General features: G+C 62.8%; 10 protein-coding genes. All 10 read left to right on the forward strand.

The genetic code is table 11. From position 1 onward, the window contains the following. The first annotated feature begins 318 nt into the window (after window positions 1-318). Complete coding sequence (locus EBS11_RS26020) at window positions 319-735, forward strand: nuclear transport factor 2 family protein (RefSeq protein WP_290608008.1); 417 nt, start codon at window positions 319-321, stop codon at window positions 733-735. Between the two features lie 25 nt (window positions 736-760). Continuing rightward, window positions 761-2,200 carry an FAD-binding oxidoreductase gene (locus EBS11_RS26025; RefSeq protein ID WP_290608009.1) on the forward strand — a complete coding sequence of 480 codons (1,440 nt, stop codon included), beginning with the start codon at window positions 761-763 and terminating at the stop codon, window positions 2,198-2,200. Window positions 2,201-2,317: 117 nt separating this feature from the next. Next, on the forward strand, window positions 2,318-3,367 hold the full coding sequence (gene tauA, locus EBS11_RS26030) for a taurine ABC transporter substrate-binding protein (RefSeq protein ID WP_290608010.1): 1,050 nt from the start codon (window positions 2,318-2,320) through the stop codon (window positions 3,365-3,367). Window positions 3,368-3,450: 83 nt separating this feature from the next. After that, the gene (locus tag EBS11_RS26035) at window positions 3,451-4,266 is read left to right on the forward strand and encodes a taurine ABC transporter ATP-binding protein (protein ID WP_086139478.1); all 816 of its coding nucleotides are present in this window, start codon (window positions 3,451-3,453) and stop codon (window positions 4,264-4,266) included. 79 nt (window positions 4,267-4,345) lie between these two features. Next, complete coding sequence (locus EBS11_RS26040; RefSeq protein WP_290608016.1) at window positions 4,346-5,140, forward strand: ABC transporter permease subunit; 795 nt, start codon at window positions 4,346-4,348, stop codon at window positions 5,138-5,140. Between the two features lie 327 nt (window positions 5,141-5,467). Next, window positions 5,468-6,901 (forward strand): amino acid permease, encoded by a 1,434-nt coding sequence (locus EBS11_RS26045; protein WP_290608011.1) that lies wholly within the window; start codon window positions 5,468-5,470, stop codon window positions 6,899-6,901. Next, window positions 6,894-8,114, forward strand: a complete 1,221-nt coding sequence (locus EBS11_RS26050) for a molybdopterin-dependent oxidoreductase (RefSeq protein ID WP_290608012.1) — start codon at window positions 6,894-6,896, stop codon at window positions 8,112-8,114. Before EBS11_RS26045 ends, EBS11_RS26050 begins: the two co-directional genes overlap by 8 nt. A gap of 10 nt (window positions 8,115-8,124) precedes the next feature. Next, on the forward strand, window positions 8,125-8,745 hold the full coding sequence (locus tag EBS11_RS26055; protein WP_290608013.1) for a c-type cytochrome: 621 nt from the start codon (window positions 8,125-8,127) through the stop codon (window positions 8,743-8,745). Between the two features lie 510 nt (window positions 8,746-9,255). Beyond that, window positions 9,256-10,914, forward strand: a complete 1,659-nt coding sequence (locus EBS11_RS26060; RefSeq protein ID WP_290608014.1) for a ShlB/FhaC/HecB family hemolysin secretion/activation protein — start codon at window positions 9,256-9,258, stop codon at window positions 10,912-10,914. Between the two features lie 31 nt (window positions 10,915-10,945). Further along, window positions 10,946-17,790, forward strand: a 6,845-nt coding sequence (locus EBS11_RS26065; RefSeq protein WP_290608015.1) for a YDG domain-containing protein, incomplete at its 3' end; no start/stop codon positions are given.

A 17,790-nucleotide genomic window follows, 5' to 3' on the forward strand; every position in this document is an offset into this window, starting at 1 on the left:
CAAGTACAAAGACTACGTCTAAGTCACCCCAAAGCGGGGACTGGGGGCGGTCGCTTGGCAATCGGCCTGCCTCCACCGGGAGGCAGGCCCCTTGCCGGGCCGACCCCAGGAATGTGGCGCCAGCCCGGCGTCAGCCGACACCGCACTGTGACGAAATTCTCACACATTGTCACTTCAGCATCGCTATTTCAATAAAGAATACAAAGCGTCCCGGTATTTGGATTATTTGATTTGACAAGCACCCGCATTCAGCTTAAATTCAATAAAAATACTAAAAAACGGAACGAAAAGTACCAAATTCGACTCACGGAGACAAAAATGAACACACGCGTAATTACCGATGCCGTCACCACCGACTTCCTGCAAGCGTTCGGCGATGCCTGGAACCGCCACGATATCGAGGCCCTGATGGCCGCCATGGCGGACGACTGCGAATTCCACGCCGTGGCCGGCCCCGACCTGCTGGGCAAGAGCTTCATCGGTCGCGACGCCGTGCGCGCGGGCTTCGAGCTGGCCTGGCAAACCTTCCCCGATGCCGCCTGGCTCAATCCGGAGCACTTCGTCAGCGGCGATCGTGGCGTGACGGAATCGACGTTTGCCGGCACCAAGGCGGACGGCACGCGCATCGAGGCGCGCATGGTCGATATCTTCACCTTCCGCGATGGCAAGATCGCCGTGAAGAACGCTTTCCGCAAGGACCGTCCACCGGTCGTCAGCGCCACCGCCCAAGCCTGAGCCAGCAAGTTCACCAGGAATGACCATGAACAAACCTGTCGATACTCCACCTGGCGTACTGGGTAGCAGCACCGCGGCCCGCACGCCCTACGATCCCGCCTACGATCCGCTGGTGGCGCAGCGGCCCGGCCACGGCAATGCCTACGCGCCCACCTACTGGATCGGCACGGCGGGCGAGCCGCCGGCCGACGACGGTCCCATCACGCATGACATCGATGTCGACGTGGCCATCATCGGCTCGGGCTTCACGGGCCTGTCCTGCGCCATCTTCCTGGCCCAGGAACATGGCATCAAGGCCACCGTGCTGGAAGCGAACCGGGTCAGCTGGGGCTGCAGCACGCGCAACGGCGGCCAGGCGCAATGCACGACGGGCCGCCTGAAGCGCTCGCAGTGGATAGACCGCTACGGCCTGGAAACCGCCCTCAAATTGCACACGGAAGTGTGCGATGCGATGGAAACGTTCAAGAAGATCACGGCCGACATCGACTGCGACCCGCAGCCGGGCGGCCACCTGTACATCGCCCACAAGGCGAAAGCCATGCCTGCGCTGGAAAAAGAAGCCAAGGTCATGCGGGAGATCTTCCATTATGACGCCCGCATCCTCGACGCCGACACCGTCAGGCGCGAGTATGTGGACGACAAGGAAGCGGCCGGCGCGCTGCACGAGCCGGAAGGCATCGGCATCCACGCGGGCAAGCTGGCCTTCGGCTACCTGCGCAAGGCGCGCGCGCTGGGCGCCAAGGTGCATCCGTCCAGCCCCGTGATGGGCTGGGAAACGCGCAACGGCGTGCACTACCTGCAAACGCCGGGCGGCGTGGTGCGCGCCCGTGCCGTGGCCGTGGCCACGGGCGGATACACCTCGCCCCATCTGCATCCGCAAGTGAAGAACCGTTTGCTGCCGATTTTGTCGAACTCGCTCGTCACGCGTCCGCTGACCTCGGCGGAAATCGAGGCGTGCAACTTCCGCACCCACCAGGTGATCACGGATACGCGCATCCTGCGCCACTACTACCGCTTGATGCCGGACAACCGCGTGCAGATCGGCAGCCGCAGCGCCATCACGGGAGCCGATGCGCCGGAAGGCAAGTATGAACAGGGTCTGATCAACGACCTGCACCGCAAGTTCCCTGCGCTGACGGGCATCGGCATCGATTATTCATGGTGGGGCTGGGTCGACGTCAGCCACGACATGATGCCGCGCATCGTGCAGCCGGACCCGAAGCAGTCGATCTTCTATTCGCTCGGCTACGGCGGCAACGGCGTCATGTATTCGGCGCAGGCGGGCCGGCGCATGGCCGAACGCATCGCGGGCAAGGCCAGCGACACGGGCTTGCCGATCTTCAATTCGAAACTGCCGTATCCCAACATGATGGAACTGGTCGAGTCGCAAGCGTTCGCCCCGTTCCGCCGCCTGGGCCAGCGCTTCCTGTACCGCTGGTATCACTTGAAGGATGAAGTCTTGTAAAAAGCAGCACAGTAGTAGCAGCCGCCGCATGAGTTGACATAGATCAACCAGCGGCGCCTCCCGCAAGGGATGAGATTGCCCGCACGTTCACACATAACAATAAACTTGGAGTGAGACATGAACACGACTACGAGCAAAACAGGTTTTTCATCGATGCGCCGCGCCGTCCTCGGCACCCTGGCGCTGGGCGTCGCCCTTGCCGCCAGCGGCACGGTCTTCGCGCAAGGCAAGGAAGTGACGATCGCCTACCAGGAAATCAACGGTCCCTTCCTGGTGGCCATCGCCAGCGGCGAAGTGGAGAAAACCACGGGCTACAAGATCAACTGGCGCAAGTTCGACTCCGGCGCCAAGGTGGCCACCGGCATGGCGTCCGGCGACGTGCAGATCGGCGTCATCGGTTCCAGCCCCCTGACGGCCGCCGTCAGCCGCGGCGTCGACCTGCAGCTGTTCTGGATCATCGACGACATCAATGAAGCGGAAGCCATGGTGGCCCGCAACGGCGCGGGCATCACCAAGCCGGCCGACTTGCGCGGCAAAAAGATCGCCGTGCCGTTTGTTTCCACCACGCACTTCCACACCATGTTCGCGCTGGAAACGTGGGGCATCAAGCCCACGGAAGTGAAACTGCTGAACATGCAGCCGAACCAGATCGCCGCCGCCTGGGAGCGGGGCGACATCGACGCGGCCTTCGTGTGGGACCCGGCCTTGAGCAAGCTCAAGCAAAACGGCAAGGTGCTGGTGACCTCCGGCGAGCTGAGCAAGAAGGGCAAGGCCACGTTTGACGGCATGGCCGTCGAGCGCGCCTGGGGCGAGGCGAATGCGGATTTCATGGCCAAGTTCGTCAAGGTGATGGCCGCCGCCGACGCCGATTACCGCGCCAATCCGAAGGCGTGGACCGTCGATTCGCCGCAGGTGAAAGCCAACGTCAAGCATTCGGGCGCGGCCGCCAAGGATGTGGCCGCTTCCGTGGCCCTGTACGCCTATCCCTCGCTGCAGGAACAGGCGTCGCCGGCCTGGCTCGGTGGCGGCGCGAAGGGCGGCGTGGCGCAAGCCTTGCTGGCCACGGCGCAATTTCTTAAGGGCGAAGGCAAGATCGACACCCTGGCGCCCGACTACGCCAAATATGTGACCCCCAAGTATGCACAGGCCGCTGGCCTGCTGAAGTAAACGGTTGTGCGGCGGCGCGCCCGAGGGCGCGCTGGCCGGACAGAATGCGTTGCACTGAAGTTAAACACATATGCGGGGACACGATGGAAAACCTGTACGTCAAGGATGTCAGCGTGATTTATCCGGGCAAGACGGCCGGAGAGCGCGTGCATGCCTTAAATAATATCAATCTCACCATCAATAGCGGCGACTTCGTGGTGGCCTTGGGCGCTTCCGGCTGCGGCAAGACCACCTTGTTGAGCCTGATGGCGGGCTTCATCGCCCCATCCAAGGGCGAAATCATGTTGGGCAGTAATAAGGTGGAAGGACCGGGCGCCGACCGTGGCGTCGTGTTCCAGAAGCATGCCTTGCTGCCCTGGCTGAACGTGATGGAAAACGTGGAATTCGGCCTGAAGCTGCAAGGCGTGCCGAAAGCCGTGCGGCGCGAACAGGCGGCCAAGAACCTGGCGCTCGTCGGCTTGAAGGACTTTCACGACAATATGATTTATCAGTTGTCGGGCGGCATGCAGCAAAGGGTGGGCATCGCCCGCGCCCTGACCTGCAATCCCGCCATGCTGCTGATGGATGAGCCGATGGCGGCGCTCGACGCGCTGACGCGGGAAACCATCCAAGAGTTGCTGCTCGATATCTGGGCCAAGTCCAGCACCATGTTCTTCTTCATTACCCACAGCGTCGACGAGGCGCTGTTCCTGGCGAACCGGCTGATCGTCATGTCGCCCCGTCCGGGCCGCATCACGCACACGTATGAGCTCGATTTCAACAAGCGCTTCCTGGAATGCCGCGATGCGCGTGCCGTGAAATCGAGCCCGGACTTCATCAAGATGCGCGAAACGGTGCTCAACATCATTTATGGCGACGAACGCGCCGTCAATAAAGAGCTGGAGGTGTCCCATGCATAGCCCATCCGTCGTGGGATTTCCTCCCACTGCCGCCAAGCGCGCCGGCTTCTTCGGCCGCCTGTTCGCGCCCCGCTGCGCCATGCCGGGCGAAGCGTTCGGCGCGCCGGGGCAGGGCAACTCCAGCCGCATCGCCACCGTCACCGTCATCGCCGTGCTGCTGCTGTGGTTTGGCGTGACGGCCAGCGGCATGGTGAAACCCCTGTTCCTGCCGTCGCCGCAAGCCGTGTACGAGAAATTCATCATGGCGGCCACCACCGGTTTCGGCGGCGCCACCCTGTGGGAACACACGGTGGCCAGCCTGGTGCGCGTGTTCGGCGCCTTCGGCCTGGCTTGCCTGCTGGCCATTCCCGTCGGCGTGATGATGGGCGTCAACCGCGTAGCGCGGGGCATCTTCGATCCCTTGATCGAGTTCTACCGCCCGCTGCCGCCGCTCGCGTACTTGCCACTGGTCATCATCTGGTTCGGCATCGGCGAGTTCTCGAAGGTCTACCTGATCTTCCTGGCCATCTTCGCGCCGATGGCGATCGCGGCCCGCGCCGGCGTCAGCTCCGTGTCGCTGGAGCAAATCCACGCAGCCTACTCGATGGGCGCCACGCGTTTCCAGGTGATCGTGCACGTGATCCTGCGGGCGGCGATACCGGAAATCCTCACCGGCATGCGTATCGGCATCGGCGTGGGCTGGACCACTCTGGTGGCGGGCGAGATGGTGGCGGCCACGCGCGGCCTCGGCTACATGGTGTTGAGCGCGTCCGAGTTCCTCGCCAGCGACGTGGTGATCATGGGCATCATCGTGATCGGCTTCTTCGCTTTCCTGTTTGATTTGATGATGCGTTACCTCGAACGTACCCTCGTGCCATGGAAGGGCAAGGTGTAAGACGTTCCCGGGAGTGGCGCGCACGCCACAAGTGTTGCGTGCCGCTCCCTCTTTTTTTAACCATTGCCGCGCCGATGTCGAGGCCGGCTCAACGTAACGCCCGGCAACGCCCCTTACTTTTCACCCAGCGTGTTTTGCCCTCAAGCAACCGCGCCAGGCCGCTGCATTTCCAGATTGACTTATGGAATGTGGCCAACCAGACTGATTCACACGATGCATCGATGCTGCTTGACGGTGTTGCCTAAAATAAAACAAAGCCGCGCGGCAGGAACAGGCCGCAGCAGGCGAGGGCGCACCGGGCTTCAGAGATTTTCAGGAGACAAAAACATGATTAGCGAATCGCATAACAGTACCGGCTTGCAGCACTCGCTCAAGCAACGCCACATGAGCATGATCGCCATCGGCGGCGTGATCGGCGCCGGCCTCTTTGTCGGCAGCGGCGTCATCGCCAAGGCCGCCGGCCCGGCCGCCATCCTTTCCTTCCTGCTCACGGGCGGCCTCGTCGTCCTGATCATGCGCATGCTGGGCGAGCTGGCCTCATCCTTGCCCGTGGTCGGCTCGTTCTATGAATATGCGCGCCTGGCCTTCGACGACAAGCCGAAGGTGTCGAAATTCCTCGGCTTCATGAGCGGCTGGATGTACTGGTATTTCTGGGTCGTCGTCGTGGCCCTGGAAGCCATCGCCGGCGCCAAGCTCGTCAACTTCTGGCTGCCCGACGTGCCGTCGTGGTCGATCAGCCTCGTGCTGCTCGTGTCGATGACGGTGCTGAACCTGTTTTCCGTGAAAGCCTTCGGCGAATTCGAATTCTGGTTCGCCTCGATCAAGGTGGTCGCCATCGTCGTCTTCCTGTTCGTCGGCGCCCTGTTCATCACGGGCAGCTTGCCCAACAGCATCCCAACCCTGGGCTTTTTGACCAGCAACGGCGGCTTCATGCCGCATGGCTGGGGCCCCGTGCTGAGCGGCGCCGTCGCCGCCACGGCCTTTTACTCGGGGGCCGAGATCGTCACCATCGCCGCCGCCGAAACGTCGGACCCGGCCAAGGCCATCGCCCGCGCCACCAATTCCGTCATCACCCGCGTGCTGATGTTCTATGTGGGTTCCATGTTCGTCGTCGTCTGCATCGTGCCCTGGGATTCGCCGGCCATCGCCACGCCGTTCGTCAGCGCCCTGAAAGTGATGAACATCCCGTATGCGGCGCACATCATGAACGCCATTATTTTGACGGCCGTGCTGTCGGCCCTGAACTCCAGCCTGTACGCTTCCTCGCGCATGATCTTCGCGCTGACGCGCCGCGGCGATGCGCCCACGGGCCTGGTCAAGCTGAGCAAGAACGGCGTGCCCATCCGCGCCATTTTGTTCAGCACCCTGTTCGCCTATTTCGCCATCGCCGTCTCCTACGTGTCGGCCGATCTCGTCTTCCCCTTCATCGTCAATTCCTATGGCATCCTGATCCTGTTCGTCTACCTGCTCATTGCGATATCTCAATTGCGCCTGCGCCGCCGCCTGGAGCGCGAATGCCCGGAACGCATCAAGGTGCGCATGTGGCTGTTCCCCTACCTGACGTATTTCACCATCATCGCCATGCTGGTGATCCTCGGCGCCATGAGCGTGTCGTCCGATACGGAACAGCGCGTGTCGTTCTGGTTCGGCCTGTTGAGCGTGGTGATCATGAGCGTCATGTATTACATCAAGAAACTCGTCAATGACGACCGCAACGGCGGTGCCCCCGCCGACACCAAAGTGGAGCTCAAACATGTCTGACACGACCTTGTTGCCGGCAAGCCGGCGCCATTTCCTGCGCACGACGGCCGCCCTGGGCGCCGCTGCGGCGGCGGGGCCGGCGCTTGCTGCCTCCGTCACCTTGCCGTTTGAAAACGGCGAGCGCGAACTGGTGGCCTTCCCGCAAAAGCGCCCGCTGATCCTGCTGACCAGCCGTCCGCCGCAGCTGGAAACACCGTTCGGCGTGTTCAATGAAGGCGCCATCACGCCCAATGACGCGTTTTTCGTGCGCTACCACTGGAGCGGCTTGCCCACCAGCATAGATGGCGACAGCTACCGCCTGCGCATCTCGGGCCTGGTGACGGCGCCCCTGGAACTGTCGCTGGCCGAGCTGAAGCAGCTGGCCGCGCCCGTCGACGTGGTGGCCGTGACGCAATGCTCGGGCAACAGCCGCGGCTTCTTTGCCCCGCGCGCCAACGGCGGCCAGCTGGGCAATGGCGCCATGGGCAATGCCCGCTGGACGGGCATCCCCCTGAAAACCGTGCTGGAGAAGGCCGGCATCGCGGCCAATGCCGTGCAGGTGGCCTTCAACGGCCTGGAAACGCCGCCCGTGGGGGACGGCCCCGACTTTCAAAAGGCCTTGTCCGTCGAGCACATCATGGCGGGCGACGTCATGCTGGCCTGGGCCATGAATGGCGAAGACATTCCTTTCCTCAACGGCTATCCGCTGCGCCTGATCGTGCCAGGCTACTATGGCACCTACTGGGTCAAGCACCTGAGCGACATCACGGTGCTGGACAAGCCCTTCGACGGCTTCTGGATGAGCACGGGCTACCGCATTCCCGACAATGGTTCCGGCTTCATCGAACCGGGCGCGCCCGTGGGCAAGACGACGCCCATCAGCCGCCTCAACGTACGCTCCTTCATTACCAGCGTGCAAGATGGCGCGCAAGTGAAAGCGGGGCGCGACCTGGCCCTGCGCGGCATCGCCTTCGATGGCGGCCAGGGCATCAGCGAAGTGACCGTGTCGCTGGACGGCGGCCACAGCTGGCAGGAAGCGACCCTGGGCAAGGACCTGGGGCGCTTTTCATTCCGCCAGTGGACGATGGTGATGAAAGCGCCGCGCAAGGGCAGGCATGTGCTGATGGTGCGCGCCGTCAACCGCATCGGCCAGAGCCAGCCCATGAAAGCCCTGTGGAATCCCATGGGTTATATGCGCAACGTGGTGGAAACCACGCGCATCGACGCAGTGTGAGGAGAATGCCATGCTGATACGAACACTCGCCGCCGCCGTGGCCCTGATGCTTGCCGGCAGTGCCGGCGCCCTGGAAATCCACTTGCCGCCGGAAACGGCGACCTATAAACCCAGTGAATTGCCCGGCTACCAGCTGGTGCAGCGCAACTGCATGACGTGCCACGCGGCCCAATATGCGTCGAGCCAGCCGCCCGCCTCGCCGCGTGCCTACTGGGATGCAACCGTCAGGAAAATGAAAAAACCGTTCGGCGCGCAGTTTGCCGACGAGGACATACCGGCCATGGTCGACTATCTGGTGAAGACCTATGGCGCAGAACGTGGCGCTTCTGCAACAGTCGCGACCGTGCCCAAGCCAGCGGCTGCCGCAGTGCCGGCCGCCGCTGGCAGGGATGCGAAAACCTTGCTGGCGGCGAATGGCTGCATGGCGTGCCACGCCATCGACCAGAAGGTGGTCGGCCCCGGCTTTGCCGAGGTAGCGGCCCGCTACAAGGGCAAAGACAATATCGCCGCCGTGGCGACGCATATCCGCCAGGGTGGTAGCGGCAAGTGGGGGCCCGTGCCGATGCCGCCATTCAGCCAGCTCAGCGATGCCGATGCGGCTGTCCTGGCAAAATACGTCCTCTCCCGCTAAACCAACGCCGCGCGGCAGCTATTCAGCGAAGCACTCCAGGCACCTGTCACCAGGCCGGTGCCTGCGAGTGCCACCCTCTCCATGCCATTCGACATGGCTTGTCTCCTGTTATCGCTGATTTTATTCATTAATGAATAAATATTCGCATAGCTATCAAGTAATAAAAAACCCTGTTTTTAATATTGAAATCATTCTAACGAATACTGTTTCAATTGATGTAACAGTTTTCTTGTAATCGTCGTTTTTTCGCGTCTGCCTTGACTCTTGGCCATGCGGAAAATTTTCCGAATGGTAAAAGTGTGATTATTTGAGAATAATTCCGGCAGGAAATGCGGTATCCTGAACTATTAATTTAATATATTTTTTAGCAACATTGATAATGTGTTGGGAAAAATCAACGCCAAGTAGACAAAATATTAATTCCAAGTGACAATGTTGAAGTATAGAAACTATTTCATATATTTTTGATAACGCTTTGCCTGGCCGTTGATGGCTGCCGAGAGGATTATTTTGCGCATCACACTCATTCCCCTGACCCTGCTGGTCGCCATCCAGTCCGCCTGGGCCGTCGATCCGCCCAGCGCCGGCAGCCAGTTGCAGCAGATTCCCGCCGCGCCGCAGCTGCCCAAGGCGCCTCCGGCCATCCGCGTGCAGCAGGGTAATGTGCCCGCCACGGCCGTGGCCGATACGACGCGCATCACGGTACAGCGCCTGCAGGTGGATGCGCCGCCCGTGTTTGCCGAAAGCGAACTGGTCGCCGCCACCGGTTTCGTGCCCGGCAGTGAACTGACCCTGGGCGAGTTGCGCGCCCACGCGGCCAAAATTGCCAGCTATTACCAGAATCGTGGCTACTTCCTGGCGCAGGCGTATCTGCCCGCGCAAGACATCAAGGACGGCGTCGTGACCATCAAGGTGCTGCCGGGCCAGTATGGCCAGGTGCAGCTGCGCAACCAGAGCAACTTGTCCGATGGCCTGGCCGGCAGCCTGCTGGCCGGCCTGGACGGGCAAGTGATTGCCTCGGCGCCGCTGGAACGGCGCTTGCTGCTGCTGTCGGACTTGCCGGGCGTGCAGGTCAGCTCGACCCTGGCGCCGGGCGCATCCCTGGGCACCTCCGACCTGACCGTCGACGTGCAGCCAGGAACGCGCGTCAACGGCAGCGTCGATGCGGATAACCAGGGCAACCGCTATACGGGGCGCGAGCGCATCGGCGCCACCGTCAACATCAATGAGCTGGCCGGCATCGGCGACGTGGCCACGCTGCGCGCGTTTACCTCGGCCGATGGCTTGAACTACGGCCGCCTGGCCTACCAGGGGCAGGCAGGCGCAGTGCGCCTGGGCGCCGCCTACACGTATATGGACTACAGGCTGGGCAAGGAGTTTGCCGTGCTGGAGGCCAAGGGCACGGCGAAGATCGCCAGCGTGTTTGGCAGTTATCCCCTGATACGCACACGCGGCGGCAATCTGTATGCGCAAGTCAATTACGACGACAAGACGTTCCAGGATAAAACCGAGTCGACGGGCAGCGTCAACGACAAGAAGGCCAAAGTGTGGCTGCTGAACCTGAATGGCGACAGCAAGGATGGCTGGGGCGGCGGTGGCTTGAATACCTACTCGCTCACCTATACCACGGGCAAGATCGACATCCAGACGCCGCTGGCCTTGCTGATCGACATGCTGACGGTCAATAGCAACGGGCATTTCAACAAGCTGTCCTTCAATGCGACGCGGCTGCAAAGGCTGGGGGGCGAGACCAGCCTGTTCGGCATGATCAGCGGCCAGGCGGCGTCGAAAAACCTCGATGTGTCGGAAAAGATGGGCATCGGCGGCGTCGGCGGCGTGCGCGCCTATCCGGGCGGCGAGGCGTATGGCGACCAGGGGTATGTGCTGAACCTGGAAGTGCGCCAGGACGTGACGGCGTTCACGGCGTTTCCTGGCCAGTTGCAGGTGCTGGCCTTTGCCGACACGGGCACGGTCAAGCTGAACCGCGACGCCTGGAGCGCGGAGGAGAACCGCCGCACCCTGAGCGGGGCCGGCGTCGGCGTGACGTGGATGGGGGCGAATGCGCTCGTCCTGAAGGCCTATTACGCGCACAAGCTGGGCAATGCCAAGGCGGTTTCCGAGCCGGACTCGGCAGGCCGCTTCTGGCTGCAAGCCGTGAAGTATTTCTAAAAAATAAGTTGATAAACGTCAGGACACTGCCATGAACCGCATCTACCGCTCCATCTGGAACCAGGCCACGGGCGCTTACGCCGCCGTTTCCGAAAACGTCAAATCCGCCGGCAAGCGCTCGCTGCCCGGCTGCAGCGGCGGCGGAGCGCATTTCGCCCTGACCAGCATGGCGGCGGCGCTGATGCTCGGCTACGGCAGCCTGGCCCTGGCGGGGCCGGCGGGCGGGACGGTCGTGGCGGGGCAGGCGACCATCAATGGCACGCCCGGCAATACCGTGATCCACCAGGGCAGCCAGAACGCTGTCATCAACTGGGCGCAGTTCAATATCGGCAAGGGCGAATCGGTGCAGTTCCAGCAGCCCAACAGCAATGCGGTGGCGCTGAACCGCGTGCTGGGCAGTGATGGCACGACGATACTCGGCAATCTGTCGGCGAATGGCAAGGTTTTCATCGTCAACCCGAACGGCGTGCTGTTCGGCCAGGGCGCATCCGTGAACACGGCGGGCCTGGTGGCGTCGACCCTGGATATTTCCAACAGCGACTTCATGGCGGGCAAGTACCAGTTCAGCGGCAATGGCACGGGCAAGGTGCTGAACCAGGGCACGATCAGCGCGCCGGGCGGCTATGTGGCCTTGCTGGGCGCCAATGTGTCGAACGAAGGCACGATCAGCGCGCGCCTGGGCTCGGTGGCGCTGGCGGCCGGCAATGCCATCACGCTGGACGTGGCCGGCGACGGCCTGCTGAACGTGACGGTGGACCGGGGCGCCGTGGGCGCGCTGGTCAACAATGGCGGCCTGATCCAGGCTGATGGGGGCAGCGTGCTGCTGACCGCCCAGGCGGCCGGCGACCTCTTGAAAACCGTGGTGAACAATACCGGCGTGATCGAGGCGCACACCATCGACACGAAGAGCGGCACCATCAAGCTGCTGGGCGACATGCAGACCGGCACGGTGAACGCGGGCGGCACGCTGGACGCCAGCGCCCCTGACGGCGGCAAGGGCGGCTTTATCGACACCTCGGCCGCACACGTGAATATTGCCAAAGGCATCAATGTGACGACCAGGGCAGCCAACGGCCTGTCCGGCACGTGGCTGATCGACCCCGTCGACTTCACGATCGCGGCGTCCGGCGGCAACATGACCGGCACGGATTTGACCAACAACCTGAAAAACGGCGCCGTGCAGATCCAGAGCACGAATGGCACGGGCGGCACCGCCGGCGATATCAATGTCAACGATGTGGTCAGCTGGTCGGCCAACAAGCTGACCCTGACGGCGCAAAACAATATCAATATCAACCAGGTCATGCGCGGTTCGGGCACGGCCAGCCTGGCGCTGGAGTATGGCCAGGCCAACGTGACATCCGGCAACACGAGCAAGTACAACGTCAAGGCCGCGGTCGACCTGCCATCGGGCCAGAACTTCAGCACCAAGCTCGGCAGCGATGGCGCGCTGATCAGTTACACGGTGATCAACAGCCTGGGCGCGGCCGGCAGCACCAGCGGCAGCGACCTGCAAGGTATCGGCGGCGCAGTGACTGGTAACTATGTGCTGGGCGCCAATATCGACGCCACCTCCACCGCGGCCTGGAATGCGGGTATGGGCTTTACGCCCATCGGTACGGCCGGCGTACCGTTTTCCGGCCAGTTCGACGGTCTGGGCCATGTCATTAACGGTTTGACCAGTTCCACCACCGCCTCGGGGGGCCTGGCGGGCCTGTTCGGCTCGAATAGCGGCAACCTGCGCAATATCGGACTGGTCGCGCCTGTCATCAGCGCCAATATCGCCGCGGCACAAGGCAATATTGCCGGACTGGCCGGTATCAACAGCGGCACCATCAGCAACGCGTATGTCAGCGGTGGTACGGTGACGGTCACGACCGGTGCCATCGGCGCCGGCCTCGTCGGGCTCAACAGCGGCACGATCAGTGACAGCTACAACAGCAGCAAGGTCAGCGTCGTGGGGAACTACGACTTCTGGCTGGGCGGACTGGTTGGCAATACCACCAAAACCAGCACCATCACCAACAGCTATAATGCCGGTGATGTGGTGGGCGCGTACACTGCGGGCGGCCTGACTGGCAACAATCTGGGCATCATAAGCAATAGTTTTAATAGCGGCAATGTGTCAGGAACCAGCAATACGGGCGGCCTGGTATCCTATAACCGCGCCACCGGCGTCATCACCAACAGTTTCAATACGGGCGCCGTGACGGGCAAGAGCCTGACCGGCGGTCTGGTCGGTTCCAATGTGGCGTCCAGCCAGATCATCAACAGCTATTCGACCGGTGCGGTCAGCAGCGTTGGCCTGGTCGCCACCGGCATCGGTGGCTTGGTTGGAGGCAACTCCGGCATTATCAAAAACAGTTACGCGACCGGCTCGGTGACGGGCGTCACGGCCGTGGGCGGCGTGGTTGGAACCAACACCAGCGCGGGCTCCATCGAGAATGTGTATTCGTCCGGCGTGGTGAGCCTGTTTCCCGGCGGTTCCGGTGTCCTGGGCGGCGTACTCGGCAGTATCGCTGCCGGCACCAGTCCCGTGATCACTGGCGGATATTACAACACGACCGTGAACTCCGGCATGCCAGGCGTCGGCAATAACGGCGGCCCCAGCACTCCTTCGCTCACTGGCCTGACCTCGGCGCAGATGCAAAACGCATCGAATTTCACCGCCTTTACTTTCACGACCACGGCCGGTGCAACGGGCAACAACTGGGTCATGGTCAATACCGACGGCTCGCTCAACGGCGCAGGCAACGCGACAGGCGCCACCGGGCCGATGCTGGCGGCCGAGTACAGCACCAATATCTACTCCTCGCACCAGTTGCAATTGATGGCAATGAACCTGGCCGGCAACTACACGCTGAAGCAGGATATCAATGCCGCCGGTACCGGCACCACCGGCGATGTGTGGAACGGCGCGACCTTCGTTCCGGTCGGCACCGGAGCAAGCAGCGCGTTCAGCGGCAGCCTCGACGGCGCAGGCCATACCATTTACGGCCTGGTCGTGAATCGCCCGACCGCCGACTTTGCAGGCCTGTTCGGTTATGTTTCCAATGGCGCATCCGTGCGCAATGTCGGCATGGAAGGGGGCAGCATTACGGGCAGGGATTACACGGGCGCCCTGGTGGGCGCCAATCAGGGAGGCACGGTCAGCGGCAACTTCAGCACGGTCAACGTGACGGGCAACAACTTTGTCGGCGGCCTGGTCGGCAATAGTACGGGCACCATCAGCAATAACTATGCGTCCGGAGCGGTCACCGGCGCCGATGGCGTGGGTGGCCTGCTCGGCAGCAGTGTGGGCTCGGTGAGCAATAATTACGCTACTGGCCTGGTGACCGGCAGCACCAATACCGGTGGTTTGCTGGGCTACAACTTCGGCTCGGGCAGCGGCAATTTCTGGGACACGACCACCAGCGGCAGGCTGACCAGCACGATCGGCACCGGTTTGACCACCGCGCAAATGAAATTGCTGTCCACCTACAGCGCGCCGGGCTGGGACCTGGCCAGCGCGTGGATCGTGTACGACACTTATACCTATCCCTTGCTGCGCGCCTTCATGACGCCGCTGCAGGTGACGTTTGCGGCGAACGCCAGCAAGACTTACGACGCCACCACCACCGGCTGGACGGTGCCGGGCTATACGCTGTCCAACGCCAATGCCGTGCTGGCGGGCACCCTGAACTATGGCGCCGCGGGCACCGCCGTCAACGCCGGCACCTATGCCATCACGGCCGGCGGACTGTATTCGGGCCAGCATGGCTATGCCATCAGCGCCAATGACGCGACCCTGACGATCAACAAGCGGGCCGCGACGCTGACAGGCGCGCTGGTCCAGGATCGCACATATGACGGCACCACCTCGGCCAACATCCTGGGCGGCATACTGAGCGGCATCTTGACGGTGGATAAAGGCAAGGTCACGGCCAACGTGGGCAGCTTTGACACCAGTAACGCGGGCACCGGCAAGACCGTGACGGTGATCGGCGGCGGCACCGCCGGCGGCAATTACACGATCACGGGCAGTGGAGCCGGCCTGACCGGCACGATCACGCCGAAAGCGCTGACCCTGTCCGGCCTGGCCGCCACCAGCCGGGCTTACGACGGCAGCCTGCTGGTCAGCCTGACGGGAGGCACGTTGAACGGCCTGATCGGCAGCGAAGTGCTGACGCTGGGGGCGTCCAGCGGCGCCTACGCCAATGCGAATGCCGGCACGGGCAAGGCGGTCACCGTCACGCTCGGCACGCTGGGCGACGGCACTGGCCTTGCCAGCAATTACACGCTCACGGCGCCGACGGACGTCACGGGCACGGTCACGGCCAAGGTCCTGACCTTCAGTGGCATGACGGCGGGTGATAAAGTGTATGACGGCGGCACTGGCGCCATCCTCGGCGGCGGCACCCTGGACGGCCTGGTCGGCAAGGAAACGCTGACCGTGGCCAGCAGCGGTGAATTTTCCGACAAGAACGTCGGCAATAGCAAGGTCGTCACGGTCTCCAGCAACCTGGCTGACGGCAGCAATGGCGGCCTGGCCTCGAACTATACGGTTGCCAATTTTGGCGTAACGGCCAGCATCACCCCCAAAGCCTTGACGGTGACGGGCGCGACGGCCGGCAACAAGACCTACGACGGCAACACGGCCGCCACGATCTCCGGCGGCATCCTGAGCGGCATGGTCGGCACGGAAACCGTCAACCTGGGCGCCTTGTCAGGCAGTTTCAGTGACAAGAACGCCGGCACGGGCAAGGCCGTGACGGTCACCGGCGGCACCTTGAGCAATGGCAGCAACGGCGGCCTGGCCAGCAACTATACGGTGGGCAGCGTCACGGGCCTGTCGGCCGATATCGCGCAAAAAGCCTTGACGGTGAGCGGCGTGACTGTCGCCGGCAAGGTCTACGACGGCGATACCAAGGCCACCATTTCGGGCGGCACCCTGAATGGCCTGGTCAGCGGCGAAACGCTGGTCCTGACGGGCCAGACGGGCCAGTTCATCGACCAGAATGCGGGCAATGGCAAGGCCGTGACGGTCAGCGGCGCCACCCTGGCGGATGGCAGCGGCCTGGCCAGCAACTACACGGTCAGCAACGCCACGGGCGTGACGGGCAATATCACGCAAAAAGCGCTGACGGTGACCGGCGTGACGGCCGCCGACAAGGTCTACGATGGCAGCCTGGCGGCAGCGTTGAGCGGCGGCACCCTGAGTGGCATGGTTGGCTTGGAAACGCTGGGCCTGTCCAGCCTCTCCGGCGTATTTTCCGACAAGAATGTGGGTAGCGCCAAGACCGTGACGGTCACGGGCGGCGCCCTGAGCAATGGCAGCAACGGCGGCCTGGCCAGCAACTACACGGTCAGCAATCCGCTCGGACTGACGGCGAGCATCAGCAAGGCCACGATCAGCGGCATCACGGGCTTGAGCGCCCTGGACAAGATATATAACGGTAATGTGAACGTCAGTCTTAGCCCCGCCACCGCAGTGATCAATGGCAAGATTGCCGGCGATGACGTGCAGCTATTTAGTGCCAATGGCGCGTTCACGGATAAAAACGCGGGCACCAACAAGACCGTCAATATCTCGAACATTACGCTGAGCGGCAGTGACCTGGCCAACTATAACTTCATCAATAACTCGGCAACGGCGACGGCCAGCATCACGCCAAAAGCGCTGACGGTCACCGGCGTGGTGGCCGCCAACAAGGTGTATGACGCCACCACCAAGGCCACCGTCACCGGCGGCACCTTGAGCGGCCTGGTCGGCGGTGAAACCCTGGGCCTGTCCGGCCTGAGCGGTACGTTTGTGAACAAGAACGCCGGTACGGCCAAGGCGGTCACCGTCAGTGGCGCGACCCTGTCCGACGGCACCGGCCTAGCCAGCAACTACACGGTCAGCAACCCGACCGGCGTGACGGCCAATATCAACCAGGCTACCATCAGCTCGGTGACGAACGTCGTGGCCGACAGCAAGGACTACGACGGCGGCACCAGTGTCACCTTCGGCTCGGCCACGGCCACCTTCAACGGCATGCTCAGCGGCGACAGCCTGGCGATCGGCGCCACCAAGGCCTCGTTCAGCGACAAGAACGTCGGCACCGGCAAGCCCGTCACCATCTCCTTCCTGACCCTGGGCGGCGCCGATGCGGGCAACTACTTGCTGGCCAGCAGCACGGCGACCGGCACCGGCACCATCACGCCGAAGGCGCTGACGATTACCGGCATGTCGGTGATCAACAAAGTCTATGACGGTACCACCAAGGCCACCCTGGCGGGCGGCTCGGTCGTCGGCCTGGTCGGTTCGGAAAGCATCGGCGTGACGGGCTTGTCGGCGACGTTTGACGACAAGAACGCCGGCACCGGCAAGACGGCGACGGCCACCGGCGCGTCCCTGGTCGACGGCGTCAACGGCGGCCTGGCCGCCAACTACACGATCAGCAACCCGACCGGCCTGATTGCCAATATTACGCCGAAAGCCCTGACGGTCAGCGGCGCCACGGCTGGCAACAAGGACTACGATGGCAGTACCAAGGCGACCTTGTCGGGCGGTACGCTGAACGGCCTGGTCGGCAGCGAAACCCTGACCTTGGCGGCGGCATTTTCCGACAAGGACGCGGCGGCCGGCAAGGCGGTGACACTCAGTCTCAACGACGGCAGCGGCCTGGCCGGCAACTATGTGCTGAACAATCCGACCGGCCTGACGGCAAATATCGATCAAAAAGCACTGACGGTAACGGGTGTGACGGCAGCCAACAAGACCTACGATGGCACGGTGACGGCGTCGTTGTCGGGTGGTACCTTGAATGGCCTGGTCGGCACGGAAACCTTGAGCCTGTCCGGCCAGAGCGGCGAATTCAGCGACCAGAATGCGGGTAGTAACAAGAACGTGAT

This window comes from Janthinobacterium sp., from assembly GCF_009923995.1.
GTDB lineage: Bacteria > Pseudomonadota > Gammaproteobacteria > Burkholderiales > Burkholderiaceae_D > Janthinobacterium.

What these genes read in the sequence shown, in the direction of transcription:
- EBS11_RS26020 (WP_290608008.1), top strand. Translation starts at nt 319, where the DNA reads ATGAACACACGCGTAATTACCGATGCCGTCACCACCGACTTCCTGCAA.
- EBS11_RS26025 (WP_290608009.1), top strand. Translation starts at nt 761, where the DNA reads ATGAACAAACCTGTCGATACTCCACCTGGCGTACTGGGTAGCAGCACC.
- tauA (WP_290608010.1), top strand. Translation starts at nt 2,318, where the DNA reads ATGAACACGACTACGAGCAAAACAGGTTTTTCATCGATGCGCCGCGCC.
- EBS11_RS26035 (WP_086139478.1), top strand. Translation starts at nt 3,451, where the DNA reads ATGGAAAACCTGTACGTCAAGGATGTCAGCGTGATTTATCCGGGCAAG.
- EBS11_RS26040 (WP_290608016.1), top strand. Translation starts at nt 4,346, where the DNA reads ATGCCGGGCGAAGCGTTCGGCGCGCCGGGGCAGGGCAACTCCAGCCGC.
- EBS11_RS26045 (WP_290608011.1), top strand. Translation starts at nt 5,468, where the DNA reads ATGATTAGCGAATCGCATAACAGTACCGGCTTGCAGCACTCGCTCAAG.
- EBS11_RS26050 (WP_290608012.1), top strand. Translation starts at nt 6,894, where the DNA reads ATGTCTGACACGACCTTGTTGCCGGCAAGCCGGCGCCATTTCCTGCGC.
- EBS11_RS26055 (WP_290608013.1), top strand. Translation starts at nt 8,125, where the DNA reads ATGCTGATACGAACACTCGCCGCCGCCGTGGCCCTGATGCTTGCCGGC.